The organism is Streptomyces sp. NBC_00536 (genome assembly GCF_036346295.1).
Lineage (GTDB): Bacteria > Actinomycetota > Actinomycetes > Streptomycetales > Streptomycetaceae > Streptomyces.
Genome location: NZ_CP107819.1, coordinates 1,381,936 through 1,407,348, shown reverse-complemented (window position 1 = coordinate 1,407,348; position 25,413 = coordinate 1,381,936). Strand labels below are relative to the sequence as shown.

Annotated in this window: 22 protein-coding genes; 10 read left to right on the top strand and 12 right to left on the bottom strand. The window is 72.0% G+C overall.

Annotated elements, in window-relative coordinates:
* Positions 1–33 precede the first annotated feature (33 nt).
* The gene (locus tag OHS33_RS05870; protein ID WP_330329310.1) at positions 34–1,011 is read right to left on the bottom strand and encodes a DMT family transporter; all 978 of its coding nucleotides are present in this window, start codon (positions 1,009–1,011) and stop codon (positions 34–36) included.
* Positions 1,012–1,085: 74 nt separating this feature from the next.
* Here OHS33_RS05870 and OHS33_RS05865 point away from each other — a divergent pair, with 74 nt between their 5' ends.
* Positions 1,086–1,985: a LysR family transcriptional regulator gene (locus OHS33_RS05865; RefSeq protein ID WP_330329309.1), complete on the top strand. Its 900-nt coding sequence runs from the start codon at positions 1,086–1,088 to the stop codon at positions 1,983–1,985.
* 36 nt (positions 1,986–2,021) lie between these two features.
* Here the strand turns inward: OHS33_RS05865 and OHS33_RS05860 are convergent, their stop codons facing one another.
* Complete coding sequence (locus OHS33_RS05860; RefSeq protein ID WP_330329308.1) at positions 2,022–2,480, bottom strand: pyridoxamine 5'-phosphate oxidase family protein; 459 nt, start codon at positions 2,478–2,480, stop codon at positions 2,022–2,024.
* 87 nt (positions 2,481–2,567) lie between these two features.
* Here OHS33_RS05860 and OHS33_RS05855 point away from each other — a divergent pair, with 87 nt between their 5' ends.
* A complete protein-coding gene (locus tag OHS33_RS05855; RefSeq protein ID WP_330329307.1) occupies positions 2,568–3,212 on the top strand; it encodes a cysteine hydrolase in 645 nt (214 codons plus the stop codon).
* Positions 3,213–3,220: 8 nt separating this feature from the next.
* Here OHS33_RS05855 and OHS33_RS05850 read toward each other — a convergent pair whose 3' ends face one another.
* The 5 genes from OHS33_RS05850 to OHS33_RS05830 form a co-directional block, all read right to left on the bottom strand.
* A complete protein-coding gene (locus OHS33_RS05850) occupies positions 3,221–3,604 on the bottom strand; it encodes a hypothetical protein (protein WP_330329306.1) in 384 nt (127 codons plus the stop codon).
* Between the two features lie 350 nt (positions 3,605–3,954).
* The gene (locus OHS33_RS05845; RefSeq protein ID WP_330329305.1) at positions 3,955–4,872 is read right to left on the bottom strand and encodes a MurR/RpiR family transcriptional regulator; all 918 of its coding nucleotides are present in this window, start codon (positions 4,870–4,872) and stop codon (positions 3,955–3,957) included.
* 126 nt (positions 4,873–4,998) lie between these two features.
* Complete coding sequence (locus OHS33_RS05840) at positions 4,999–6,771, bottom strand: aKG-HExxH-type peptide beta-hydroxylase (protein ID WP_330329304.1); 1,773 nt, start codon at positions 6,769–6,771, stop codon at positions 4,999–5,001.
* Positions 6,772–7,117: 346 nt separating this feature from the next.
* A complete protein-coding gene (locus OHS33_RS05835; RefSeq protein ID WP_330329303.1) occupies positions 7,118–8,230 on the bottom strand; it encodes an effector-associated domain 2-containing protein in 1,113 nt (370 codons plus the stop codon).
* Positions 8,227–9,243, bottom strand: a complete 1,017-nt coding sequence (locus OHS33_RS05830; protein ID WP_330329302.1) for an alpha/beta fold hydrolase — start codon at positions 9,241–9,243, stop codon at positions 8,227–8,229. The genes OHS33_RS05835 and OHS33_RS05830 overlap by 4 nt, the downstream gene beginning before the upstream one ends.
* A gap of 335 nt (positions 9,244–9,578) precedes the next feature.
* On the opposite strand from OHS33_RS05830, the gene OHS33_RS05825 reads away from it, so the two are divergent.
* On the top strand, positions 9,579–10,922 hold the full coding sequence (locus tag OHS33_RS05825; protein WP_330329301.1) for a cation:proton antiporter: 1,344 nt from the start codon (positions 9,579–9,581) through the stop codon (positions 10,920–10,922).
* A gap of 69 nt (positions 10,923–10,991) precedes the next feature.
* Here OHS33_RS05825 and fxsT read toward each other — a convergent pair whose 3' ends face one another.
* The 3 genes from fxsT to OHS33_RS05810 are packed head-to-tail and all read right to left on the bottom strand — an operon-like array spanning position 10,992 to position 17,976.
* Positions 10,992–15,401: an FxSxx-COOH system tetratricopeptide repeat protein gene (gene fxsT, locus OHS33_RS05820; RefSeq protein ID WP_330329300.1), complete on the bottom strand. Its 4,410-nt coding sequence runs from the start codon at positions 15,399–15,401 to the stop codon at positions 10,992–10,994.
* Positions 15,401–16,468 carry an AAA family ATPase gene (locus OHS33_RS05815; protein ID WP_330329299.1) on the bottom strand — a complete coding sequence of 356 codons (1,068 nt, stop codon included), beginning with the start codon at positions 16,466–16,468 and terminating at the stop codon, positions 15,401–15,403. The genes fxsT and OHS33_RS05815 overlap by 1 nt, the downstream gene beginning before the upstream one ends.
* Entirely contained in the window at positions 16,465–17,976 is a 1,512-nt protein-coding gene (locus OHS33_RS05810; RefSeq protein WP_330329298.1) for a VMAP-C domain-containing protein, read from the bottom strand. Before OHS33_RS05810 ends, OHS33_RS05815 begins: the two co-directional genes overlap by 4 nt.
* Before the next feature lie 141 nt (positions 17,977–18,117).
* On the opposite strand from OHS33_RS05810, the gene OHS33_RS05805 reads away from it, so the two are divergent.
* From OHS33_RS05805 to OHS33_RS05775, 7 genes are all read left to right on the top strand, one after another.
* Positions 18,118–18,957 carry a HipA family kinase gene (locus tag OHS33_RS05805; RefSeq protein ID WP_330329297.1) on the top strand — a complete coding sequence of 280 codons (840 nt, stop codon included), beginning with the start codon at positions 18,118–18,120 and terminating at the stop codon, positions 18,955–18,957.
* The gene (locus OHS33_RS05800; protein ID WP_330329296.1) at positions 18,954–19,337 is read left to right on the top strand and encodes a DUF3037 domain-containing protein; all 384 of its coding nucleotides are present in this window, start codon (positions 18,954–18,956) and stop codon (positions 19,335–19,337) included. The genes OHS33_RS05805 and OHS33_RS05800 overlap by 4 nt, the downstream gene beginning before the upstream one ends.
* Before the next feature lie 146 nt (positions 19,338–19,483).
* The gene (gene fabG / locus OHS33_RS05795; RefSeq protein WP_330329295.1) at positions 19,484–20,245 is read left to right on the top strand and encodes a 3-oxoacyl-ACP reductase FabG; all 762 of its coding nucleotides are present in this window, start codon (positions 19,484–19,486) and stop codon (positions 20,243–20,245) included.
* Between the two features lie 20 nt (positions 20,246–20,265).
* On the top strand, positions 20,266–21,027 hold the full coding sequence (locus OHS33_RS05790) for an SDR family oxidoreductase (protein WP_330329294.1): 762 nt from the start codon (positions 20,266–20,268) through the stop codon (positions 21,025–21,027).
* Positions 21,028–21,179: 152 nt separating this feature from the next.
* The gene (locus OHS33_RS05785) at positions 21,180–22,763 is read left to right on the top strand and encodes an ABC transporter substrate-binding protein (RefSeq protein ID WP_443065241.1); all 1,584 of its coding nucleotides are present in this window, start codon (positions 21,180–21,182) and stop codon (positions 22,761–22,763) included.
* 88 nt (positions 22,764–22,851) lie between these two features.
* Positions 22,852–23,529, top strand: a complete 678-nt coding sequence (locus OHS33_RS05780) for a uracil-DNA glycosylase (RefSeq protein ID WP_330329292.1) — start codon at positions 22,852–22,854, stop codon at positions 23,527–23,529.
* Between the two features lie 134 nt (positions 23,530–23,663).
* Positions 23,664–24,149, top strand: coding sequence for a hypothetical protein (locus OHS33_RS05775; protein WP_330334922.1), 486 nt, complete (start codon positions 23,664–23,666; stop codon positions 24,147–24,149).
* 39 nt (positions 24,150–24,188) lie between these two features.
* Here OHS33_RS05775 and OHS33_RS05770 read toward each other — a convergent pair whose 3' ends face one another.
* Together OHS33_RS05770 and OHS33_RS05765 are read right to left on the bottom strand one after the other, a co-directional pair.
* Positions 24,189–24,653 (bottom strand): hypothetical protein, encoded by a 465-nt coding sequence (locus tag OHS33_RS05770; RefSeq protein ID WP_330329291.1) that lies wholly within the window; start codon positions 24,651–24,653, stop codon positions 24,189–24,191.
* 209 nt (positions 24,654–24,862) lie between these two features.
* A complete protein-coding gene (locus OHS33_RS05765) occupies positions 24,863–25,384 on the bottom strand; it encodes a DinB family protein (protein WP_330329290.1) in 522 nt (173 codons plus the stop codon).
* Positions 25,385–25,413: the final 29 nt, after the last annotated feature.

The window sequence follows — 25,413 nt, the reverse complement described above, 5'->3', positions numbered from 1 at the left end:
TGAGGTGCGGGCGGGGCGGGGCGGGTCTGGCCGTCAGGCCGGCTTCCGTGCGCCCGGCCGGGTCTGGCTCAGGGCGGCGCCCGCGAGGACGATCGCCGCGCCCACCGGGGTGTTCCAGTGCAGTTGCTCGCCGAGCACCAGGACGCCCGCCGTGGTGGCGATGACGGGGATGAAGTACGTGACCATCTGGGCCGTGGTCGGGCCGATCTCGGCGACCAGGCGGTACTGCATCTGCAGGGCCATCCCCGTCCCGAGCGCCCCCAGTGCGAGGACCGAGAGCGTCGGCCACAGCGGGAAGGAGGTCGGCGCGCTGGTGAACGCGGCGCTCACCGCCGCCAGTTGGAGGGTGGAGAGGATCAGCTGGGCGGCGGTCAGGGCGACCGGGGAGCCCGGGGTGCCGGCCAGGGTGCGGCGTACGTAGATCCAGCCGATCGGGTAGCAGAGCGCGGCCAGCAGGGCGAGCGCGGTGCCCTTCGCGTCGACTCCCGCGAAGCCCTGCCAGGTGCCGAGGACGGTCAGCACCCCGAGGAAACCGAGGCCGAGGCCCGCGAAGCGGCGGCGGGTCGGCCGGTCCTCGGACAGGGCGACCAGGGAGAGCGCCATGCCCCACAGGGGGGAGGTCGCGTTGCAGATGCCCGCGAGGCTGGACGGGATGGTCAGCTCGGCGTAGGCGAAGAGGGAGAAGGGGACGCTGTTGAGCAGCAGCGCCGCCACCGACAGGTGGGCCCAGGTCCGCAGGCCGCGGGGGAGCGGCTCGCGCCGCACGAGCAGCACGGTGACGAGGGTGAGCGCGCCGAAGAAGACCCGGCCCAGGGAGACGTGTAAGGGGGCGTACGCCTCGGTGCCCACCTTGACGAACAGGAAGCTGAACCCCCAGACCACGGAGAGCACCGCGAAGCGGATCCGCCAGTCGAGGGCGGGGCGGGCGGTGCCGGGGGCGGAAGGGGCGGGTGCGGTGGTGGCGGGTGCGGTGGTGGCGAGGGCCGGGCGGGCGGGTGCTGATGTGCTCATGAGGATCACTGTGCTGCGTACGACGTCGTAGGACAAGCGAGAGTTATTTGGGGTGACGCCGTAGCATCACTTACATGTTGAACTTGGAGCGCCTGCGTACGCTCGATGCCCTCGCCCGGCACGGCTCGGTCAGCGGCGCGGCCGACGGGCTGCACGTCACCACCTCCGCCGTCTCCCAGCAGATGGCCAAGCTGGAGCGCGAGGTCGGCCAGCCGCTGCTCTCCAAGAACGGCCGCGGCGTCCGGCTCACCGACGCGGGGCGGCTGCTCGCCGACCACGCGGCGCGGATCATCTCCCAGGTGGAGCTGGCCCAGTCCGATGTGGAGGCCCAGCGCGGCTGCGTCGTCGGCGACCTGCGGATCGGCGCCTTCCCCACCGCGATGCGCGGGCTGCTGCCGGGCACCCTGAAGGCGCTGCGGGCCGAACACCCCGAACTGCGGGTGCGGGTGACGGAGCAGGAGCCGGAGCAGAGCATGCGCGCCGTGGTGCGCGGGGACCTCGACCTCGCGGTGGCCATCGACTGGCACAACCGGCGGATGCCGGTGCCCGCCGAGCTCTCCCGGGCCCATCTGCTCGACGACTCCGTCGACATCGCCATGCCCGCGGGGCATCCGATGGCCGACCGGAGCCGGATCTCCCTCGCCGACTTCGCCGACGACGACTGGATCTCCTGGAACGAGGGCCAGTTCTGCCACGAATGGCTGGTCTTCACCCTGCGCGGCCTGGGCGTCGAGCCGCGCATCACGCACATCGCCGAGGAGCACCACACCCAGCTGGCCTTCGTCGAGGCCGGGCTCGGGGTGTGCGTGGCGCCCCGGCTGGGGCGCGGGCCGGTGCCGCCCGGGGTGCGGCTGCTGCCGGTCTGCGACAGCCTGCGCCGACACGTGTACGTCGTCTGGCGGGCGGACGCCGACCGGCGGCCCTCGGTCCGGGCGGCCGTGTCTGCGCTGCGGGAGACCGCGGGCCTGCACTGAACCGGCTCCCGCGAAGGGCGCAGCCTGCAACGCCCTTTAGAGCTTGCGGAAGTCCCAGGACACCACCGAGTCCGGGGTGAGGCGGATCCAGGCGTGCCGCCCGTCGTGCGGCATCTCGGTGATCCCGAAGTTCTTCACCGGGAAGATCCGCTCGGGCTCCGCCAGTTCCGGACACGGCTCGCCGGTGCGCGGGGCCTCGCCCACGAAGACCGCGCTGCCCGACAGCTCGACGCCGCGCAGCTCGTCGTACGCCACGCCCGCGTCCACCACGACCGAGATCCGCGGGTCTTTGCGCAGCTCCGCCCAGCGGCGGCTGCGGGTGATCGAGTACAGCCACAGCGAGGTGCCGTCCCAGGCGAACCAGAGGGCACCCACGTGCGGGCGGCCGTCGGCGGAGACGGTGGCGACCCGGCAGGTGCGCTCGGTGCGCAGGAACTCGTCCACCTCTTCCCCGGTCATCATGATCCGGCGGCCGCGCCGCTGTGCGCCGTCCATCTGCCCCACGCCCCTTCACATCTGACTGTGCGTCAGGAACTATGAGGGAATCATGAGGGCTCTTCGGTCATCACGCCAGGGGGATGCATGTCCCAGGACGCCGCCCGACGCGACCGGCTCGGGGCGCAACTCGACCCCGCCACCACCGCGCTGCTGACCGTCGAGTGCCAGAACGGGGTCGTCGGCGCGGACAGCGCCCTGCCCGAACTGGCCAAGGAGGCACAGGCGTCGGGGATGCTGGGGCGGGTCGCCGCACTGGTGGACGCCGCGCACCTGGCGGGCGTACAGGTCCTGCACGCGGTGGCCGAGCGGCGGCCGGACGGGCGCGGGGCCAACTCCAACGCGCGGCTGTTCCGGGCGGCCGGGAAGCTCCCGGTGCAGCAGCTGTCGGGCACCCGGGCGGTCGGTGTCGCCGAGCCCATCGAGGTCGCCCCGCAGGACATCGTCGTACGCCGCCTGCACGGGCTGTCCCCGATGGCCGGGACCGACCTGGACGCCCTGCTGCGCAATCTCGGCTGCCGCACCCTCGTGGTCACCGGGGTCTCCGCCAACGTCGCGATCCCGAACACCGTCTTCGACGCGGTCAACCTCGGCTACACCGTCGTGGTCCCGGCCGACGCCATCGCGGGGGTGCCCGCCGAGTACGCCCCGCAGCTGATCCGCAATTCGCTGGCCCTCGTGGCCACCGTCACCACGACCGAGGACGTCATCGGGGCGTGGGCGCGGGGCTGACCTCTACATCACGCGCGGCGGCCCGCGGCGTGGGTCCGGAGGGCGTCGCCGACGAGGCGGACCCCCCGGGACAGCCGGCCCAGTTGCTGGAGTTCGACCGCGTACATCCGGATGGAGTTCTCGATCACGGACGCGGCCACGCCCATCGCGGGCAGCTCCGCCCGGCTGGTCTCCAGCGCGATCCGCATCGTTCGTACCTCGTGCCGCAGCTGGAGTTCCGCGTGCCGGGCGAGCAGTACGGGATGGCGGGTCAGCGTCGGGTAGGTGCCGTACCGGGCCGGGAGCAGGTCCCGCAGCCAGCGCGTCGCCGTGCGGTCCCAGTCCTGGGTGCCGGGCGCCGTGACCTGGCAGGGCCAGTCGGGGCTGAGCGTGATGGAGGGAGTCTGGCGCATTCTCGTCGCTTCCGAGTGGTGTCGAACTCTGATCGAGACGTTGCTGCGGCGGCCCCGGCCCAGGGGTTGACCGGGGCCGCCGTGCGCGCTCCGGTGGATCCGAAAGCCGGGACCGGACACGGGCGGGACGTGAGGAGGAGGCGTCACACCGCGTGTCTGTTTCCGGGAGGGCTTGGGGTCGCTCTCCTTGGCGTCTGGTGGATCCGGGGCGCTGGGCAAGTAAACATATATACCGTGGAGTACGCAAGCGAATGAAAAATTACATGCGCTGGCATGGCTGAAAATGCCCGGCCCGGGACGCGGGTGACGGACGGGCGGCGAACAGGTGACGGACCGGGCGGGGGAGACGCCTACAGGAAGAAACCGTGCTGGTCGGCGACCTGCTCGTAGTCTTCGAGGCGCGCCTGCGTCCGCTCGGGGTTCGCGTCCGCCATCGCCTGCAACAGGGCCGCGGACAGCATGCCGGGCGCCGCGTACGAGTCGAAGACGAGCCGGGATCCGGTGCCCGCGGTCAGCGTCACGTCCGCCGCGTCCGCCAGCGGCCCCAAGGTGGGATCGGTGATCAGCGCGGTACGGAGCCCCACGCTCCGCGCGGCCCGGAGCGCGCCCAGGGTCTCCTTGGCGTGCCGGGGCATGGCGTAGGCCAGTACCCAGGTCCCGCCCGCCGCCCGGGACTGCAGCAGGGCGTCGTAGGCCACGCTGCCGCCGCGGGTCACCAGGCGCACGTCGGGGTGGATGCGCCGGGCCGCGTAGGCGAAGTACTCCGCCAGGGACACCGAGATCCGCAGGCCGAGCACCGTCAGCGGCACGGAAGCGGCCAGCTCGCGGCCGATCTCCAGCACCTGGTCGGTGTCGGCGAGCAGGCCGCGCAGGTTCTGCAGGTTCTCGATCTCGGCGTCCACCGCCGCCTGCAGTTCGTTGTGCCGGAACTGCCCGCCGCCCCCCGGGGAGCCCGCGACCGCGCTCAGGGCGATCGGCTGGAGCGTGTCCCGCAGCGCGGGATAACCGCTGAACCCGAGGGCGACGGCGAAGCGGGTCACGGACGGCTGGCTGACACCGACCCGCTCCGCCAGCTCGGTGATCGAGAGGAACGCGGCCTCGGTGAGGTGGTCGATCAGGTACTGGGCGATGCGCCGCTGCCCCGGGGACAGCCGGTGCCCGTCGAACAGCGCGCGGACCCGCTCGCCGGGGGCGCGCTCGTGGTCCGTCGACTGGCCACCCGGCGTGATGGCGGCCGCCTGGGCGCGTGCCTGCTGCCCGGATGACACCGGCGGGCCTCCCTCTCATGTCACTCGTCACCCAACATAGCTCACACCCTGTGCCCGCCCCTCCAGCCGCCCACCGCCGCCGGTGTCGGTGCGCCGGGCCGCCCGAGGGCTCGGAAACGGAGTCCGTCACACAGTGGGCCCCGCGCCGAGCCAGTCGGCGGCGCGCCGCAGCTCCTCCGGGGTGACCGGGGCGAGTGCCAGGAGGCGTTCGGGGCGGGGCGGGAGGCGTCGGCGGGCGGGGGAGACCCCGGCCCGGGCGAGCAGCCAGCCGCTGAGGGCGTGCGGATCGGCGGGGGCGCCGCACAGGAGCTCGGCGTAGCGGCGCAGGGCCGTGTGCGGATCACCGGCGGCGAGGTGGGCGTCGGCGGAGACGGGCGCCCGGGGCGGGACGCGGTAGAGGGCGGCGCGCGGGTCGCTCCAGCGGCTGGTGCCGCGGACGAGGACGGACTCGTGGGCGGCGGCCGACGGGGGAGCGGCGCCCGCACGGAACGCCGTGGTCAGCAGGGCCCGTTCCGCCTCGCCGCAGCGCAGATTGCGCAGCCGCCATTCGACGCGGTGGCTGAGGGCGGCCGCGCGGGCCCGTGCCGCGACACCGGGGGCGACGTCTTCGCGGAGCCAGCCGTCGAGGGTGGCCGCCAGGCCGTGCAGGAGGCGGGTGCCGGGACCGGTGAGCGCGGCCCGGGTCAGCAGGGTGCGTACGACGAGCCTGGTCTGGAGGCGGCGCAGGGCGAAATGGAAGGCCGCGAGGTCGGGGGCGGCGGTTTCGCCGGTGGTCTTGTCGGTCATGCGGTCGCGCCAGAACCCGGTGACGCCGGTGAAGGCGTACGCACCCTGGAGCAGGCCGGTGGCATGGCGGGGGTCGGATCGCCAGGGCGCGTAGTGGATCTCGCCGTCGTCGTCGTCGAGGAGCGGGAAGAGGAGGAGCAGGGCGCCGAGTTTGCTGTGCTGGAACTCGTGCACCATGGCCTCGGCCAGGTCGAGCCCGTCAGCGGGCCGGGAGATGACCATCGAACCGAAGGCGTCCGCGGTGGTCGCGCTCAGCAGGTGGGTGTCCTCCGGGTCCGGCCCCGCGGAGGTCCCGGTCCAGGGCACGATGCGGCGTACGTCCTGGACGCGCAGGCGCCCGGGCCCGCTCCCCGAGGGGCTCAGGATGGAGGCCGCCTCGGAGAACAGGCGCTGCCAGTACGCCGCCTCCGCGCCGCCGAGCGGCTGCGGGGCCACCGGCTCGCCGAGTTCGCGGTACGGGTCGAGGTCGTCCAGCCAGGTCGACGTACCGGCGAAGGTGCGTGACGGCGTCCAGTGCGCGCTCCGGGCCCCGTCGGTGTCACACAGGCGGACCGTGATCCCCTCCCCGTCGGAGTCGGAGTCGGACGTCAGGTGGAGATCACCGCCGCGGAGCCGTGCCGAGGCCGTACCGAAACCGGGGGGTCCGCCGATCCGGGCGAGCCCCAGGGTGGGCAGCGACAGCCCGCCGTCCCGTACGGGCACGACGACATCGGCGTCCAGTCCCGCGCGCATCCGGGCGACGAGAGCGATCGCGAACAGGTGCCCGGCGTCCGACCAGAGCGGCGGGCCGTCCTCCGTCCCGTGCAGACGGCGCAGCATGTGCGCGGTCCAGCAGCCGATCTGAGGACTCATCAGCAACTGCTCGGCGGCCTCGGGCCGTACCTCCGCCGCTTCCGCGATGAGCTGCCAGGCCGTGGTGGCGGAGCCCAGTCCGCGCAGCGCGTCCGGGTGCTCGTCGAGCCGGTCGAGCACCTCACCCAGCAGCATCATCCGGCGGGTGCGTTCGACCCCGGCCAGGAAGCCGACTGCCCCGGCCGAGCCGCCCCCCGAGGCGAGTTCGTCGAACCAGTCGACGGGCATGCGCAAGCGCCCGCCGTGCCGAGGCGAGGTCATGTCAAGCGGTCCTGCCGCCACCCGGCGGATTTCCCCCGCCGACGGCGTTGCTCCGGCCCCGCCTCGCCTGGGCCAGTAGCCGCTCGCTGCGCAGTGGCGCGGGAACGGCGCGCAGTGCGGCGAAGCTCACTCCGGTCAGATCCGCCAGATCGGATTCGACGTGCTCCGGGTGGTCCGGACACCCGGGATGCTTCGTGCCGGCCGGCTTATGCAACGTGCTTCCCCCTTAGTGTTCCCCGTTCACGCGCCCCGTTCGTGTGCCCTGCTCGCGATGCCGGAGTCCTTCCATCATGGCGAACCGAAGGCATCTCGGAAAGCCCATGTGATCAAGCCAGTTGAAGATTCGTCAGCCCGCCGGCCGCGGGCCGCCCGCGCAGGCCTGAACGGCCGCCCGTAGGTCCGCCGCCCGCTCCTCGTCGTCGTCCAGCAGGGTGACCGCGTCGTAGAGCAGCCACAGTTCGCCGGGCTGTCCGAGCAGGGCACGGGTGATGCCGATGAGGTCGGTGCGGGGCTTGGCGTTCCGGCGCATCCGCTCCACGGTCCTGGTCCCGAGCTCCGCGACGACGGTCTGGCGCTCCTCGGGGTCGATCATCATCGGATAGGCGAGCAGGGCCGTGACCAGCTGCTCCATCGGGGGGCGGGGCCGGGCCGCGGCGGCGGGCGGCGCCGGGTGCTCCTCGCGTTGAGGGCTGTAGAGGGTGAGCACGGGCAGTTGCCGGATGCCGCGCTCGGTCCCGACCCGCTCGACCCGCTCCCGTACGTTCCGGAAGAGGGCCTCCGGGTCCGTCCACGGCCCGGGCAACCCGTCCAGTACGTCGAGCACGCTGTCGGAGAACAGTCCGGTGCCCCGGGCGGGGTCGTTGGCGGCCCGCTGGCCCCGGGTCGCGGCCAGCAGCACCGTCTGCTGGTGGACCTGGACGCGCTGTCCCACGGGGAGGGTCTCGGCGGGCAGGCTGTGGTGGAAGCCGAGCTGTTCCTCGAAGGTCTGGCAGGCGTCGACGATCCAGGTCTGCCGGGTGGAGCCGGGCAGGATGTCGCTGGCCAGGGTTCTGCGCATGGACTGGAGGTCGAGGTTGCGCTTGTCGGCGGTGGTGGCGTCCCCGCTGAACAGCCGCAGCCGCTCGTCCTGGTCCAGCACGCCGTGGCCGCCCCACCACACCCACAGCATCTCGCCCTGGGCCGCGGTGAGTTCGGAGAGGATCAGCCGGCGCAGCGTGCCGAGGTCACCGGGGTGGTGCGCGACGGCGGGCTCGGTGAGCGGGTCGAGGCAGAGCAGGATGTTGCGCTCCGGTACGCCGCTGCGGAGCAGCCAGTCGCGGAAGCGCAGCGCGTCCCGGGCCGGGCCGGGCAGGTCCCAGGAGGGCCCGGTGGCGTAGCGCTCGATGCCCACGATGAGCGCGAAGGTCCGTTCGGGAGCGGCGGGAGCGGCGGGAGCGGCGGAAGTGGGGGCGTCGTTCACGGCAGTCGCTTGGCGATGGCCCGGTAGACGGCCGGGTTGGTCCAGTAAGCGCTGTGCGAGGCGGGGAACGGCTGCCGGTTGTCGACCTCGATGTCGGTGACCCGGTGGGGGAACAGCGGGGCGCCTATGTATCCGAGCAGATCCCGGGGATCGTACAGATTGAGCCATTCGGGCACATGCTCCGGCAGCGGCTCGGGGTACGCGAGTCCGGGCAGCGCACCGCTCTCGTAGAGGAAGGGCCCCTGGGATCCCACGGTGACCAGCAGCGCGACCTGGGGCAGGGGCGCCGCGATCAGCGTGTCCAGGGCGATGATCCCGCCGAGGCTGTGGCCTATGACGACGACGGGCGGTTCCAGCCCCTCGATCGTCTCGCGCAGGCGTCGGCGCAGGCGCTCGCCCCGGGCCAGGTACAGCATGACGTCCGCGGCCGCCGGGTGCGCGGCCTCGGTCAACGCCCGCCTGCGGCGGACCGCCTGGCGGGAGGCGAGCCGCAGCGCCGGGCGGGCGAGCAGGGTGCCGATGCCGCGCTCCGATCCCCGGGGGCGGGCGCCCATGCGCTCGGCCAGGGCGGCCGCGACCGCGTCCCTGGCGGCGCCGTCGGGGATGAGCGGCGCGTCCTCGGCGAAGACCGCGGAGAGGGCCGCGGCCACCAGGGCCCGGGCGAGCAGCCGGGCGAGTTCCTCGTCGTCGGGCAGGGTCGTGGCGGCCGGGCCCAGCAGCCCGCTGCGGGAGAGTTCGGTGACGGCCGTGGCGAGGTGCGGACCCATCGGGCCGCCCGCCGCGCTGCCCGCGATGTCGCTCAGGTGCCCGTCGAGGGCGGCGAGCAGCGCACGGGGGCGTTCGGCGGGCAGCGGGGCGCCGGGCGACAACTCCGTGCCGTGGCCGCCGGCGGCGGCGGCGAGCTCCAGTTCCGCGAGGGGGTTGTGGTAGAGCTCGGCCCAGAGTTCCGTCTCGTCCACCTGGGCCGCGGCCTCGCCGGGACCGCCGCGACTCCTTCCGTCCGTGAAGGGCACGGAGAGGCCGCCGGCTCCCAAAGTGGCGCCGAGTTCGCCTCCCCAGTAGCACGGGGCCGGACGAACGGCAGGAGCGCATGCGCGGAGCTCGGCCGAAAAGTGTCCGTACAGTTCCGAGAATCCGGGTTCCCGCACACCAGTACCGTGAACGAACAATGCTGTGGTCATCAGGCCCGCCCCGTGGGTCACTTGACGTGTTCGCGGCACATAACGTGCCGTCAACTTGGCAGTATGCTGGAGGAGTGCCCCTTGATCCGGGTGCGCAACCACTCTCGCGCTTGGTCGTGCCCCTGCCGCGGCTTCCGGCCCGGCACCGGATTACACAGGGGGATCGCATGAGTTCTGATGCGATGATCACTCATCTCGTTGGTGTCACCGCGCTCATCCTGATCATCGCCCACACAGCCGGCTGGCTCGCCCGGCGGCTGGGCCAGCCGACGATCATCGGGCAGCTGATCGCCGGCATCGCACTGGGGCCGAGCGCACTGACGGCGGCCTTCCCGAATCTGTCCGAAATGCTGTTCCCCGCGGCGCTCACCCCGGTTCTGACCGGGCTGGCCCAGATCGCCCTCGTCCTCTTCCTCTTCGCGGTCGGGTACGAGCTGGACCTCGGGGTGCTCAAGGGCCGGGCCCGCTCGGTGCTCAGCGTCTCCGTCGCCGCGTTCCTGCTTCCCATGGCGGTCGGGTCGGGCGTGGCGCTGCTCTTTCACGACCGGTTGGCCCGGTTGGGCGCGCCCAAGGAGATGACGGTCTCCTCGGTGCTGTTCTTCGGCGTCGCGCTGTCCATCACGGCGGTTCCGGTGCTCACCGCCATAGTGCGGGAGAACGGGCTGGCCGGGACCGTGCCCGGGATCGTCGCCGTCTCGGCGGCAGGACTGATCGACGTGATGGGCTGGACGGTGCTGGTCGGCACGCTGCTGGATTCCGGCGGTCACGAGGGGCCCTCCCTGCGGGTGCGGCTGCTGCTGCTGGTGCTGTTCACCGTGGCGATGCTGCTCGGCGCACGGCGGGTGCTGCGCCGCGTGCTGTGGCGCACGGCGGTCGATCCCTCGGTGCGCCTGGCGGTGCTGGTGGGCTTCGCCTTCGCGTCGGCTTGGGTGACCAATGCCCTGGGGCTGCACGTCATCTTCGGAGCGCTGCTCGCCGGGGTCGTGACGCCCCGGGAGCGGGGAGCCACACTGGACCCGGATCTGCTCCGGCCCTTGCACGACATCGGTCTGCTCCTGCTGCCGTTCTTCTTCGTGGTCTCCGGCAGGAACGTCGCGATCGGCGGACTCGACTCCGCGGGGGTGATCGCGCTGGCGGGGGTGACCGTCCTCGCCGTCGTCACCAAGGTGGTCAGCGGGACGGTCGCGGCCCGTTTCTCGGGCCTGGACCGCCATGACGCGCGGACCGTCGGCGTGCTGTTGAACACCCGCGGTCTGACCGAGCTGATCGCCTTGAACGCGGGGCTCCAGGCGGGACTGGTGAGCGGTCCGCTCTACACGGCGCTCGTCCTGATGGCCCTGGTGACGACCGTACTCACCCAGCCCTTCCTGGTCGTGGTCCGCCGCCTGCGGGAACGGGCGGCCCGCTCGGCGCCGGCGGCCGACGCCCCGCCAGCCGGTCCCGGTGGCTCTGATGGTCCCGGTGGCACCGACGACAGCCCGCTGCCGTCGACGGCACCGGGCACCCTCTGACCCCGGTCCCCTCGCGGCCGCTGTGGGTCCGGGACCCGGTACGCGGGTCCCGGAGCCACGGCGACTCCGTTACAGCGGCATCGGTGCGATGTCGCACTCGATCCGCTGGTGCAGCCGGGCCGCCGTCAGCCAGGGGTGATCGCCTCCGAGGACCCTCGTGAAGCCCTGGACGGCTTCCGCGTTGAGGCCGTCGGCCTCCTGGATCCGGCCGAGCCCGCGCAGGTCGAGGGCCAGGTTCGCGCGGCACGAGAGGGTCAGCGGGTGGTCGGGGCCGCAGGTCAGCACGAGCTTCGGCAGGTTGGCCTCGTCGACGCTCCTGGCCGCGGCGAAGTCCAGCCTGGCGTAGTGGTTGTTCGCCAGCCCCAGCGCCGCGGTGAGCGTGAAGGGGTGCATGTCGCCCAGCGTCGCGTCGAAGGCTTCCGAGGCCTCGCCGTCCAGGGCTTCCGCCTTCTCGACGTCCCCGAGGCCGCGCAGGGTCGCCGCGAGGTTGGTCAGGGTGATCAGCGTGTACGCGTGCCGGCGGCCCAGTGACGACCGGTAGCGCGCCAGGGTCTTCTCCCCGAGGTCGCGGGAGGCGACGAAGTCACCGCGCAGCCGCCGGTCGACGGTGGCGTTCACCGCGCAGGCCAGGGTGTCCGGGTACTCCGCGCCGTAGCGCACGGTGAAGCGTTCGAGCGTCGCCTCGGTGAGTTCCGCGGCCTCCTGGAGCGCGCCGTCGCGGCGTCGGCAGACGGCCAGGTTGCGGGCGGCGCGGATGGTGGACGCGTTGTCCTCGCCGAAGACCGTGCGGTAGATCCGGTAGGTCTCCTCCTGCATGACGCGGGCGGCCGGGTAGTCGCCGCTCTCGCGGATGTCGATGGCGAGGCCGTTCATCGTGTTGAGCGTGAGCCCGTTGCTCGACCCGTACAGCGTGTCCCACTGCCGGGCCGTCTCCTCGTCCAGCACGCGGGCCGCCGCGAACTGGCCGCACGCGCGCAGGGTCACGCCGTAGCCGTGGGCGGCCAGCAGGGTGGGCGGTTCCTCGGGCCCGAACAGGTCGCGGGCGCGGCTGTCGGCCTCCTCGTCCAGGGCGCGGGCCGCGTAGAAGTCGCCCCGGTAGCGCAGGGCGCCGGCCATCTGGGTCATGGAGTCGATGAGCTCCTCCTCGGGGATGGAGTCCCGCCGGGAGATGTCGAGGACGGTCTGGTTGATCTCCGAGGCCTCGGCGACCTCGCCGGTCTGCAGCAGCAGGAAGGCGAGGTGCTTGCCCATCTGGAGGACCTGGGGGTTCTCCTCGCCCGACTGGGCGTTCCAGGCGGTCCAGGCCTCCCGGGCCATCTCGGCGCCCGCGGTGTGGGCGCCCCAGAAGTAGAGGTAGAGCACGACGGACGTGATGAGTTCACGGACCCAGGGGTCGGAACTGCGGACCGCTCCACTGGTCATCACGTGCGGCAGCAGGGTCTGGTACGCGGGCCACTGGTCGGGCGAGCCGGGGGCGCCGGGCTTGGCGGTGGCGAGCAGGATGTGCGCGGCGCGGCGCAGCTCCTGGGACTGCGCCTCGCTCAGGCCCGCGGTGAGCACGGCCTGCATCAGGCGGTGCATGTGCAGGGTGCGGTTCTTGTGGTCGAGCTTGATCAGCGACAGCTTGCTCAGGTCGCGGGTGGCCCGGGCGAGCAGGACCGGGTCGCGCAGGACCGGGTCGAGGTCCGGGGCGATGTCGACGTTGCGGGTGCCGCGCAGCATGCTCAGCGGAATCGGCTCGGGGGCCATGCAGGCACAGATCTCCAGCAGCTGCCGGGCCGCGGGATTGGTCTCGGCCAGCTGGTCGAGGGAGATGTTCCAGGCGGCGGCGACGGAGAGGGGGTAGTCCGGTGAGGGATCCAGCTCCAGGATGCCGGGCTTGCGCTGTTCCAGCAGCGCCAGGTACTCGGTGACGGGCATACCGGTGGCGGCGTGCCAGGCCCCGGCCTGCTCGATTGCGAGCGGCAGGTCTCCGAGGGCCTCGGCGAGGCGGTTGGCGTCCTCGGCGCTCAGTTCCCTCGCCCTGCGCTGCAGCAGGGAGATGCTCTCCTCGCGTTCGAAGACGTTGACGGTCAGCGGCGTGGCGACGCGCTCCCACTCCCGGTTGCGGGAGGTGACGATGATCTTCCCGGGGCCGCCGGTGGGGAAGTAGGCGCGGACCGCTTCGATGTCTTCCGCGTTGTCGAAGACCAGCAGCCAGTTGTCGTACGGATTCCCGGTGCGCAGTGCCTCGCGGACAGCGGGCACGGCGGTGTTGGCCTGCGGGCCGACCTCCAGGTTCAGGGCGCGGGCGAGGTCCACGAGGGCGCCGAGGACGAGGCTGTCCCGCTCGGCGGGGATCCACCAGATGACGTTGTACTCGTGGCTGTGCCGGTAGATGTACTCGATGGCGAGCTGGGACTTTCCGACGCCGCCCATGCCGTGCAGGGCGTGCGGGAGCACGGCCGCGGTCTCCTCCGACCGAAGTTGTTCCTCGACCGCCGCCAGCAGGCTTTCCCGACCGGTGAAGTTGGGGTTCTTCGGTGGGACGTTCCCCATGACCCTCGGCTGGCCGGTTCGGACGAAGAGGGGTTGGGAAGCTTTGAGCTCCATGGTCTGGTCAGCCTTCCGGACTACAGCGTCAGAGGGGTTCGGGGTGGTCGTCGGCACTAGTTCTCCAGGCGGTATGGCGTCGTTCCGGGGGCCCTCGGTCTCGCGTGCACCTATGCCCCCCTTTGGCCGCGGGTCCGCCTCGACACCCGCGGAGCCACTCGGTCCGGTGACAAGCGTCGTGGTGCCGCTGACACCGGCCGGCCCGGCGCCGACGCCCGCCGACACCCGGGCCGCCCGGCGGGCGTACGGACCCGCGAGCGCGTTGAGCACGGCCAGTTCGACGCGCAACCAGGGCTGGTTCGCGGGAGTTCTCTCCGGGAGTGCGGCGCCTTCCGGGTCCTGGAGCGCGGCCTGCAGGCGCACACCGCGGTCGCGTGCACTGGGGAGATCGGCGAAGAGGTTCACGATCCTGGCGAGCTGGCTGCGCGTCCCGGTGGCGAGCAGCGCCTCGCGGATGCCCTCGGCGAAATCGGGTCGGCCGTCGTCGGCCGGGCCGCGCCAGTCGATGAGCCCGCCCATCAGGATCTCGGCCACGTGTTCGATGCCCGCCTCGGGCATCGCCCGGTTCCGGAGCTCCTCGATCAGCTGGAACTCGAAGGGCAGTGCGGCCAGATGGGCGGCCAGCCGGCGCGCGGTCGGGGTGGCCAGCGAGGTGAACCGGCGGACGGCCGCGTCGGCGGAACCGGCCCCGGCCGTCTGCGGCGTCCGCAGCCCGGGGGTCGGCCTGCTTCTGGCCAGGGTGCCCGCGAGGAGGAACGGCAGGGTCCGCCGTACGCCGCGCTCTCCGGCGACCAGCTCCGCCCAGGCGGTGAAGGACTCGGGCTTCAGGCTCAGCACCGGGATGGGGATCAGGGCGGCGGCGGTCCCCTCGGGTGGCTGCGCTGCCGTCTCCTCCTTCGGGAAGCCGTGGCCGATGCGCGTGTTGGGCGCGCCGAAGCCACCCGAGTCCAGTTCGGCGCGGTACGGGTGCGCCGAGGAGCGGTGCCAGAGGTAGGTGGGCAGCAGATGGACCAGGGCGGTGGGGCCGCTGCGGGCGAGGCGCAGCAGCAGGTCGTCCGCCGCCGGGCTCGCCCAGCCGTGCGTCATCCCGTCGGTGACCAGGAGGTGGACGCGCGTCCCCCGGGAGTCGATCAGTTCCGCGGGGTCGCCGGGCCGGTCCCCGGGCCAGCGCAGCCGCGCTTTCCCGCGCTGGGGTAACTCCAGCCGCACCGTGCGTACATCGCGGAAGGCTCCACTCCGGGCGGCCTCCAGCGAGATCGAGGCGACCCGGTCCTGCCAGATCGTCATGGTGGGCGCGGAGTCGATCAGCAGAACGAGGTCCAGGGCCTTCTCGGTGGCGGGCCGCACGTACGGAATCCAGAGGTCGTCGGAGATGCCGTGCCGCGCGGTCCGCTCCTCGTCCAGCACCTCGCGGCCCCGCGAGGGCACGCTGCGGCGCAGCCGGTGCAGTGCCTTGGCGAGCCGCGGTGGCGGCGCCGGTGGCCGCACGAGCCGTGGCCCCGGGGGGACTTCGGCCGCGCCCGGGGCCGCGGCGGGCGGGGTGGACCGGGTGGTCTCGGTTGTCCGGGTGCGGTCGTCGTCCCCGGCGGGCGTGAGCACGAAGGAGGAGCCGTCGGCGTCAGCGAGGGGAGCCGGTGGCCGGGTGGACTCTTCGGCGCGCGGGGACGCTTCGGGTTCCTCCGGCGGCAAGGGCTCGCTGTCCGGGGCTTCCTGGCGCGGGGAGCGGGGCTCCCGGGTCACCGGGGGAGGCGGGGCGGCCGAGGCCGCCCGGGCAGCCGCCAGCCACACGGCGTCGGCGATCTCCTGCCAGGTCGGACCGTCGGCGGAAGTCCCCTCCGCCCCCTCGTCGTGGGCATCGGGTGCGCGCTCCCTGGGAGTGCCGTCCATCAGCGGCCTTTCGCGAGGTCGCGCAGCAGCAGTTCCATGAGTTTACGCCCGTGGGCGTCCGCCTGAAAACCACCCGCCGTAGTCATGTGGACGGCATTGAGCAACTGATCGACCGACTGTGTGCCCCCCTCGCGCACCCGGCGCTCGAAGTCGTCGACGAGGGTGTCCACCCCTTCCGGCCTGCTCCGGAGGTGGCTCAGCACGATGGAGACGAGCTGCTCGCGGGTGGGCGGACGCATCTCCAGGGGCAGACAGCGGCGGCGGAACGCGGCCGGAAATTCCCGTTCGCCATTGCTGGTGATCACCACCAGGGGGAACTCGCGGCACTCGACGCGGCCACCGATGATCTCGGCGCGGCCGCCCGGGTCGTCCGTGAAGACACTGACCGTCGGCAGCGCACTGCGCACCAGCTCGGGCACGTCGTAACTGCCGTTCTCCAGGACGTGCAGCAGGTCGTTGGGCAGGTCGATGTCGCTCTTGTCGAGTTCGTCGATCAGCAGGACACGCGGCCGTTCGTAGGCGAGCAGGGCGCTGCCCAGTGGGCCGAGGGTGACGAAGTCGCCCAGGTACGGGGCCTGTTCGGCCGCCTGCTCGGCGGCTTCGGGGGCGGCGCCGGCCCGCCAGGCGGCGATGGCCTGGGCCCGGCCGATGGAGTCGTACTCGTAGAGCCCGTCGCGCAGTGCCGTACGGCTGACGATGCTCCACTGGAGGACCCGTCCGAGGCCCAGTTCGCGGGCGACCAGATGGGCCAGGGTCGATTTGCCCACCCCGGGCGGCCCGGTGACCAGCAGCGGGCGCCGCAGCAACAGTGCGGCGTTGACGGTGTCGATCTCCTCGTCGCGCAGGCTGGGCCGGGGGCCGTTCGAGCCCAGGCGGCGGCGGACCGCCCGGTCGTCGGCGGCGAGGGCGGTCTGGAGCGGTTCGCCCGCGAACTCGCGCCAGGGCGGGGCGGGCGGCAGGACCGGGGGATCCCCGGCCGGTGCCGTCCCGGTCGCGTGGAAGACCCGCCAGGATCGGTGGGCGCCGTCTCCGTCGACCGCGGCGTCATCCTGTTCCAGCCCGGTCATGCCGGTACCTCCTCGCAGTCGATGAGCCTGAATGGGTCGTCGTAGAAGAACGCCACATGCCTGCCCGGAAGTTGGAAGCCGTTCAGGTCGGTCTCGGCCTTCATGCGCAGCCGGTGGATCGTCTCGGGCAGCTGGTCCCGGGGGTAGCCGACGAGCATGTCCAGCGGTGCCACGAAAGACTGTTGTGAGGGATCTCGGCGGTCCCACAGGGCCACTCCGACACCCTCGGCTATCGCCGCCTTCAGGGGCTCCAGTGCCTGCCCCTCCAGCGCGGGTGAGCCCAGGGTCACGGCGGTGAGCTGCGCGTTCGTGGCGAGCTTGTTGCGCCAGATCGGAAGCCCGGTCATCCGGTCCTCGCTCGTCCAGCCGTGCGGCCGGGCCGCGGTGGCCGCCCTGAGCGTCTGCCAGCGCAGCCGCCAGCGGCGCAGCTGGGCCGGGTCGCGCGTGCGCATCCGCTCAAGGCTGCGCAGATGGACGTAGTAGCGCAGTCCGATGGGGACCGTATCGTCGGTGTCCGCGGCCCCGCCCAGGCCGGCCACGTCATGGTTGAGCATCGTGTAGGGCAGGACGAACTCGACGTGGATCGGGCTGGAGTCCTCACCGGCGCTGTCCGCGTCCGCCCAGGATTCCTCGCCGCGGCGGATGGCCCGCTCCACGGCTGCGCCCAGCGTCCCCAGCGTGGTCCTCTCCGTGCCCTCGGACGAGGGGGACCAGAATCCCGCGGTCCGGTTGACCCAGTGCCGTACGTAGATGTCGGGCGAGCCGTCCTCGGCGGGATCCACCATGATGATCAGACAGCGGGGGATGTCCCGGTCCGGCGGGCCCGACGTCTCGATCCGCTCACGCCGTCGCATCAGGATGTCCCGGGATCCGGCGCTCGTCGACCAGTTGTCGCACCAGTCGTGCAGCCGCCGCCGGTCGCTCTCGCGGGGCGTGAGCACGGCGGTGAACTCCATCATGACCACGGCGGCCGGCAGCCCGTCGGCCTGGGCATTGACGTCCAGCAGGTGGTCGAAGAGCTGGACGGGAGTGAGGCGGGACGGCAGGTCCAGCCGCAACTCGTGGGCCAGCCGGTCGAGCAGTCTGTTCCGGTCGACCCCGATGGGCCCGGCGAGCAGGGCCCGGGCGGCGTTCACGTCCTTGTCCTCGAACGTCTCGAACAGCGGCACCACGGCACTCGGCCCGGGAGTCCGGAAGCTGGGAAGCCGCTCGCGCAACCCTCCCGCCACATCACTGCCTTCGTGCAGCCCCACGGCGTAGAGCAGCGCCTCGACGCCCGACTCCACGTCCTGCGGCTGCCGTAACACCGCGTGTACGAGGACCACCGCATCGCTGCGCGCGTCCCGGCCCGGCAGATCCAGGACCCGTCCGAGGTATTCGCCGACGCTCTGCCCGAACATGACCCGCTGGCCCGGGTCCCGGACACAGTCCAGTTCGCAGAGCTCGTTCACGAGCGGCAGGAGCAACTGCACCTTCTGCGGCGGCGGATGCCGCGGCGTGTTCATCATCACCGACCATCCCCCAGAAGTCGGTCGATTCCCCTTCTCGGTCCGCGAAGTTATCACGGCGGTTTCATTGCCACCAGGTGATCTGATCAATCGTGTCCGGCCGCCGCGGCGCGGGCGGGGGCTGGTGACTAGCCTGGGAAAATGCTCACAGAAGTGATCGCGACCCGCTACGTCACGCCCCTGCGTGAGGGCGGCTCGCTCCCGGGGATCGTCGAGGCCGACGACCTCGGGACCTACGTCATGAAATTCACCGGCGCCGGCCAGGGGCGCAAGACCCTGGTCGCCGAAGTCATCTGCGGGCGACTGGCCCAGCGGCTCGGGCTGCGCGTCCCGCCGCTGGTCCAGATGCAGCTCGACCCCGTCATCGGGCTCGGCGAGCCCGACCAGGAGGTCCAGGAGCTGCTCAAGGCCAGCGGCGGGCTCAACCTCGGCATGGACTACCTGCCCGGGTCGATCGGCTTCGACCCGCTCGCCTACCAGGTGGATCCGGCCGAGGCGGGCCGCGTGGTCTGGTTCGACGCCCTGATCAACAACGTGGACCGGTCCTGGCGGAACCCGAACATGCTCGTCTGGCACGGGGACCTCTGGCTCATCGACCACGGCGCCACCATGATCTGGCACCACAACTGGCCCACCGCCGCGGCCGCGGCCGCCAAGCCCTACAACGCCTCCGACCACGTGCTGGCCCCGGTCGGCCCGGACATCGCGGCGGCCGCGGCCGAGCTGGCACCGCTGGTCACCAGGGCGCTGCTCACCGAGGTCGCCGCCGACGTCCCGGACGAGTGGCTGGTCGACGAGCCCGGTTTCGACTCCACGGACGCGCTGCGCCGCGCCTATGTGGAAGCGCTGCTGCCGCGCGCCGCGACGATCCACGAGCGGATCACCATGGAGGCCGAGGTGAAGGCCCGCAGCGGCCCTCCCGGCTGGCTCGCCGAGCGTCTGACCCCCCTGCCCCAGAAGAAGAAGAGCGACAGCCGGTGACCAAGCGGGACGTGTTCGAATACGCGCTGGTGCGCGTGGTGCCCCGGATGGAACGCGGGGAGTGTTTCAACGCCGGGGTGATCCTCTACTGCCGGGCGCACGCGTACGTCGCCGCGCGCGTCCACCTGGGCGAGGCCAAGCTCCTGGCGCTGGACCCGAAGGCCGACGTGGCCGGGGTACGGGCGGCGCTGCGCGGGGTCGAGGGCCTGTGCGCGGGCGGCGCGGCCGCCGGACAGGCGGCGGGCGACGACGCGGGGCGGCGCTTCCGCTGGCTGATCGCGCCGCGCAGCACCGTCGTACAGCCGGGGCCGGTGCACACCGGGCTGACGGCCGACCCGGAGGCGGAGCTGGCCCGGCTGCTGGAGCTGCTGGTGTACTGACGTACGCGGACCCGGAGCCCTGGGACCCGGTGCCGTTGACACCGGGTGCCAGGGCTCCTAGCGTCTCTTCAGCCGAAGCTACTAAGCGGTTGCTCACCCACCGGAGCCGCCGCCGTCAGGGCATTCCCAGCGCGAGGAGAACCAGCATGTCCACCACCGAGCAGCGCGTCGCCATCGTCACCGGGGCGGCCCGGGGCATCGGCGCGGCCACCGCCGTGCGCCTGGCCGCCGAGGGCCGCGCCGTCGCCGTCCTCGACCTCGACGAGGCCTCCTGCAAGGACACCGTGGAGGCGATCACGGCAGCGGGCGGCACCGCCCTCGCGGTCGGCTGCGACGTGTCGGACAGCGCCCAGGTCGAGGCGGCGGTGGAGCGGGTGGCGAGCACGCTCGGCGCGCCGACGGTCCTGGTCAACAACGCGGGCGTGCTCCGTGACAACCTGCTCTTCAAGATGAGCGACACCGACTGGGACACGGTCATGAACGTGCACCTGCGCGGTGCGTTCCTGATGGCCCGGGCCTGTCAGAAGTACATGGTGGAGGCGAAGTTCGGCCGCATCGTGAACCTCTCCAGCAGCTCCGCGCTGGGCAACCGCGGCCAGGCCAACTACGCGGCCGCCAAGGCGGGCCTGCAGGGCTTCACCAAGACCCTCGCCTTCGAGCTGGGCAAGTTCGGCGTCACGGCCAACGCCGTGGCCCCCGGGTTCATCGTCACCGAGATGACCGCGCAGACGGCCGCCCGCATCGGCATGGGCTTCGAGGAGTTCCAGGCCGCCGCCGCGACCCAGATCCCCGTGCAGCGCGTCGGCCGTCCGGAGGACATCGCCAACGCCATCGCCTTCTTCACCGGCGAGGCCGCGGGCTTCGTCTCGGGCCAGGTCATGTACGTGGCCGGCGGCCCCCTCAACTGACGAGAGGCAGGGCGTACGTCATGACGTACAACGGCATCGACAGCGGCAAGACCGCGCTGATCACCGGAGCCAGCCGGGGCATCGGCTACGGCATCGCGGAGGCCCTGGTCGCCCGCGGCGACCGGGTCTGCATCACCGGCCGCAACGAGGACGCCCTCAAGGAGGCCGTGGAGCGGCTCGGCGCGGACCGGGTGATCGGGGTCGCGGGCAAGGCGCACGACGAGGCGCACCAGGCGGTCGCCGTCGAGCGGACGATGGAGGCCTTCGGCCGGGTCGACTTCCTGGTCAACAACGCGGGAACCAATCCGGTCTTCGGGCCGATGGCGGACCTGGACCTCGGGGTCGCCCGCAAGGTCTTCGAGACGAACGTGATCTCGGCGCTCGGCTTCGCCCAGCGGACCTGGCACGCCTGGCAGAAGGACCACGGCGGCGCCATCGTGAACATCGCCTCCATCGCGGGCGTCTCGGCCTCGCCCTTCATCGGGGCGTACGGGATGAGCAAGGCCGCGATGATCAACCTGACCCTCCAGCTCGCCCACGAGATGGCCCCCGGGGTCCGGGTCAACGCCATCGCGCCCGCGGTGGTCAAGACGAAGTTCGCGCAGTCCCTGTACGAGGGGCGCGAGCAGGAGGCGGCAGCGGCTTATCCGCTGGGCCGGCTCGGGGTGCCCGCCGACATCGGCGGCGCCGCCGCATTCCTCACTTCGGCACAAGCGGAATGGATTACCGGGCAGACGCTGGTGGTCGACGGGGGGATTTTTCTGAATGCCGGAGTCGGCTGACCGATAACCGGACGGATTGCCTTCCGGCCGGGTGGTAAATGCATATCGAATATGCACGGAACCGGTCAAGTGCCCCACGGAACCTCCCCATCGGATCCGTGGGGCACTGCGGTAGGGTCTGCCGCACCCCTGGCCGATCGAGGAGCGTGCACGTGTTCAACCGGACCAGATGCCTGCAGATCACTGCGGCCCTTGCGTCCATATCCCTGCTCGCCGGCTGCGGGCTGATTTCGGATTCGAGCGCAGATCAGACAAAAAGAATCGTCGTGGGTACGACGAGTGCGCCGAGCACCCTTGATCCCGCGGCGGCCTGGGACGGTTCCTGGGAGCTTTACCGGAACGTCTATCAGACACTCCTGGCATTTCCCACGGGAAGCACCAAACCGCAGCCGGACGCCGCGCAGAGCTGTGAGTTCACGGACTCCGCGAACGAGGCCTACCGTTGCACCCTGCGCAAGGGGCTGAAGTTCTCCGACGGCGAGACCCTCGACTCCAAGGCCGTCAAGCACTCCCTCGACCGGATCCGGAAGATCGGCTCCAAGGTCGGCCCCAAGGACCTCTTCGGCAGCCTGGAGCGCATCGAGACCCCGGACCCGCTGACGGTCGTCTTCCAGCTGAAGACACCCGACGCGACCTTCCCCTTCGTGCTCGGCTCGCCCGCCGCCTCGCTCGTGGCGCCCAACGAATACCCGGCCGACAAGATCCGCAAGGACGGCAAGGTCACCGGCTCCGGCCCGTACGTGCTCGACTCCTACAAGGACGGCGTCGAGGCGGTCCTCACGAACTACGGCAACTACCAGGGCTTCGCGCAGAACCACAACAACGGCGTGACCATCCGCTACTACACGGACTCCAAGAAGATGTCCGCGGACCTCAAGAGCAAGGACATCGACGCGATCTACCGCGGTCTCTCCGCGCCCGAGATCAAGGACCTGCAGAGCCCCGCCTCGCACAACGCGGGCGTCCAGGTCGTCGACAACGTCGGCGCCGAGATCCGCTACCTGGTCTTCAACCCCAGCGACCCGGCGGTCGCCAAGCCCGCCGTCCGCCAGGCCGTCGCCCAGGTGGTCGACCGCGGAGCGCTGGTCGCGAAGGTCTACCAGGGCACCGCGGAGCCGCTGTACTCGATGGTCCCCAAGGGCGTCGTGGGCCACAAGACGCCCTTCTACGACGTCTTCGGCCAGCCGGACGTCGACAAGGCGAAGAAGATCCTCCAGAAGGCGGACGTCAAGACGCCCGTGGACCTGACGTTCTGGTACACCACGGACCGCTACGGCTCCTCCACCGCGCCGGAGTTCGAGGAGCTCAAGCGCCAGCTGGACGCGAGCGGACTGTTCCGGATCACCCTGCGCAACAAGCCCTGGAAGGCCTACCAGGAGGGCTACAAGAACGGCGAGTACCCGGTCTTCGGCCGCGGCTGGTTCCCCGACTTCCCGGACCCCGACAACTTCATCGCGCCGTTCGTCGGCAAGGAGAACGCGGTCGGCACCCCCTACGAGAACCCCGAGATCCTCACCGACCTGCTGCCCAAGTCCCGGCGCGAGAGCGACCGCTCGGCGGTGACCCCGGAGTTCGAGCGGGCCCAGAAGATCTTCGCCGACGACGTCCGGCTGCTGCCCCTGTGGCAGGGCAAGCTGTACGTCGCCACGCGCGACGACATCGCCGGCGGGGAGCGGGCGCTGGACCCGCAGACCGCCATGCAGATGTGGGAGCTGTACCGCAAGACCAGCTGGTAGCCGGGGGAGCGGGGCGGCCGGGGCCGTTGTCAGTGGGTGCCGGTAGGTTCTGGAGCAATTGCACGAACGCGTACCGGAGGTTGTCGACGTGACCCAGCTGCTGCCCGAATCCTGGCTGCCCGTCCTCGGTGAGGAACTGGACAAGCCCTACTTCAGCGAACTCCTGGAGTTCGTGGAGAAGGAACGGGCCGACGGACCGGTCTACCCGCCCCGCGAGCAGGTCTTCGCGGCCCTGGAGGCCACTCCGTTCGACCGGGTGAAGGTGCTGGTCCTCGGCCAGGACCCCTACCACGGCGCGGGCCAGGGCCACGGGCTGTGCTTCTCGGTGCAGCCGGGCGTGCGGACCCCTCCCTCCCTGCGCAACATCTACAAGGAGATGAAGGAGGAGCTGGGCCTGCCCGTCCCGGACAACGGCTATCTGATGCCGTGGGCCGAACAGGGCGTCCTGCTGCTCAACGCGGTGCTGACCGTCCGTGAGGGCGAGCCCAACTCGCACAAGGGCAAGGGCTGGGAGAAGTTCACGGACGCGGTGATCCGCGCGGTCGCCGCCCGCCCGGACCCGGCCGTCTTCGTCCTGTGGGGGGCGTACGCGCAGAAGAAGCTCCCGCTGATCGACGAGGAGCGCCACGTCGTCGTCAAGGGCGCCCACCCCTCGCCGCTGTCCGCCAAGAAGTTCTTCGGCTCCCGCCCCTTCACCCAGATCGACGCGGCCGTCGCCGCCCAGGGTCATGAGCCGATCGACTGGCGGATCCCGGACCTGGGCTGACCTCCGACCGCGCCTCGGCGCCAATGCGGGCGGCTCCGGCTAGCGTCTGGACGATCAGACCGCAGCGGGTCTGACCCAGAAAGCCGGAGGCCGCTTTGACCGAGCAGCAACAGGAGGCGTCGGAGGACGCCGTCATGACCAGGATCGGCCAGGCGATCATCCTGCTGCACGCCGGAGACCGGGAAGAGGCCCGCAACCGCCTCGGAGACATCTGGAACGAGATCGGCGAGGAGGGCCCCGCCCTCCACCGCTGCACCCTCGCGCACTACATGGCCGACGCCCAGGACGACCCGGCCGACGAACTCGCCTGGGACCTGCGGGCGCTGAACGCCGCCGACGGGCTGCGGCAGGAACCCATCACGCTGCCCCTGCCCCAGCCGCACGCCGCCGTGCGCGTCTTCTACCCGTCCCTGCACCTGAACCTGGCCGCCGACTACGTCAAGCTGCGCCGCCCCGAGGCGGCCCGGATCCATCTGGCCCGGGCCCGGGCGGCCACCGGGGCGCTCGCCGACGACGGCTACGGGGACGGCGTACGCGCGGCCATCTCGCGGCTCGAACTGCGGCTCGGGGCGGGATCGGGGGAAGGGGGCCGCCCGGCACCCTTCCCCGGCCAGCCGTAGCGCGCGGGGCCCGTACCGGATCTGTCCCCGCGTGCCCGGTCAGCCGCCCTGGACGCCCGCGCAGATCCGTGCCTCCGGACTGTCCGGCTGCCAGCGGCCGTGCTTGCGCCCCAGCGCGCACACATCGGCGGGCCGCACCGGCAGCGCGGGCACCAGCTGCCGCTCCAGCTCCGCCTGCGGGCCCCCGGCGCCGCCGTCGTGCCCGCGCCCGTGATGGCGCACGGCGGGCCCGGAGGGCGGACGGGGCGGCTCCGGAATGTCCGGCACCGGCGGCGCCGCCTGCCCGGGCCCGGACTCCGGCCGGGCCGCTCCGGTCGGCGCGCCGCGGTGCGCCGCGCCGCCCTGCGGCTGCCCGCGGCCCGCCGGTACGGCCTTCAGCGCCTCCAGGGCGGGGGCCATCACCACCACCGGTGTGGCCCCCGGGCCGCCCTGCGGATCGTGCTGCCCCTGCGGCGGCGGCTCGGCGGACGCGGCCCCGGCGGGCTGCGGGGCATGAGGGCTCACGCTCACGCAGCCGGAGACGGCAGAGACCGCGCAAGCGACTCCGAGCAGCAGTTTTGTCGTGGTTCGGGTTGGATGCACCCGCGCAACTCTGCTGTGCGAACACCCGGTTGCGAAAACCCGCGGACGATATTCACCCCGCACGGGTGACACCTACTGGCCGGTTGCCGCCCGGTGTTGTCACGTGTTGTCACCTGTTGTTGCCGCCCGCGCTACTCTCCCGTCGCCCCGTCGATGTGCTCCCGCAGCAGGTCGGCGTGGCCGTTGTGGCGCGCGTACTCCTCGATCATGTGCGTGTAGACCCAGCGCAGATTGAACTGCTCGCCGCTGCGGCTGCTGCGCCCGATGGACACCTCGTCGAGCGAACGGCCCGCCGAGGCCTGCCGCGCGCGCTCGATCTCCTCGCGCCACACCTGCTCCGCCTCGGCCCAGGTGTCCTGCTCCGTGAGGTGGAACTCGGCGTCCGGGTCGTCCTCCGTGCAGTACAGGTCGTCCAGGTCCTCGCCCAGGGTGATCTCCCGGAACCAGTACCGCTCCACCTCCGACATGTGCCGTACGAGCCCCAGCAGGCTCAGTTCGGAGGGCGCCAGCGGCGTGCGGCGCAGCTGTTCGTCGCTCAGCCCCTCGCACTTCCAGGCCAGGGTGGCGCGGTGGAAGTCGAGCCACCCGTCGAGCATGTCGCGTTCGTTGGCGGTGGTGGACGGTTCGTGGCGGTCGGTCGCAGGAGTGCTCATGATCCGAATACTGGTCGAAGAGGGCCCCT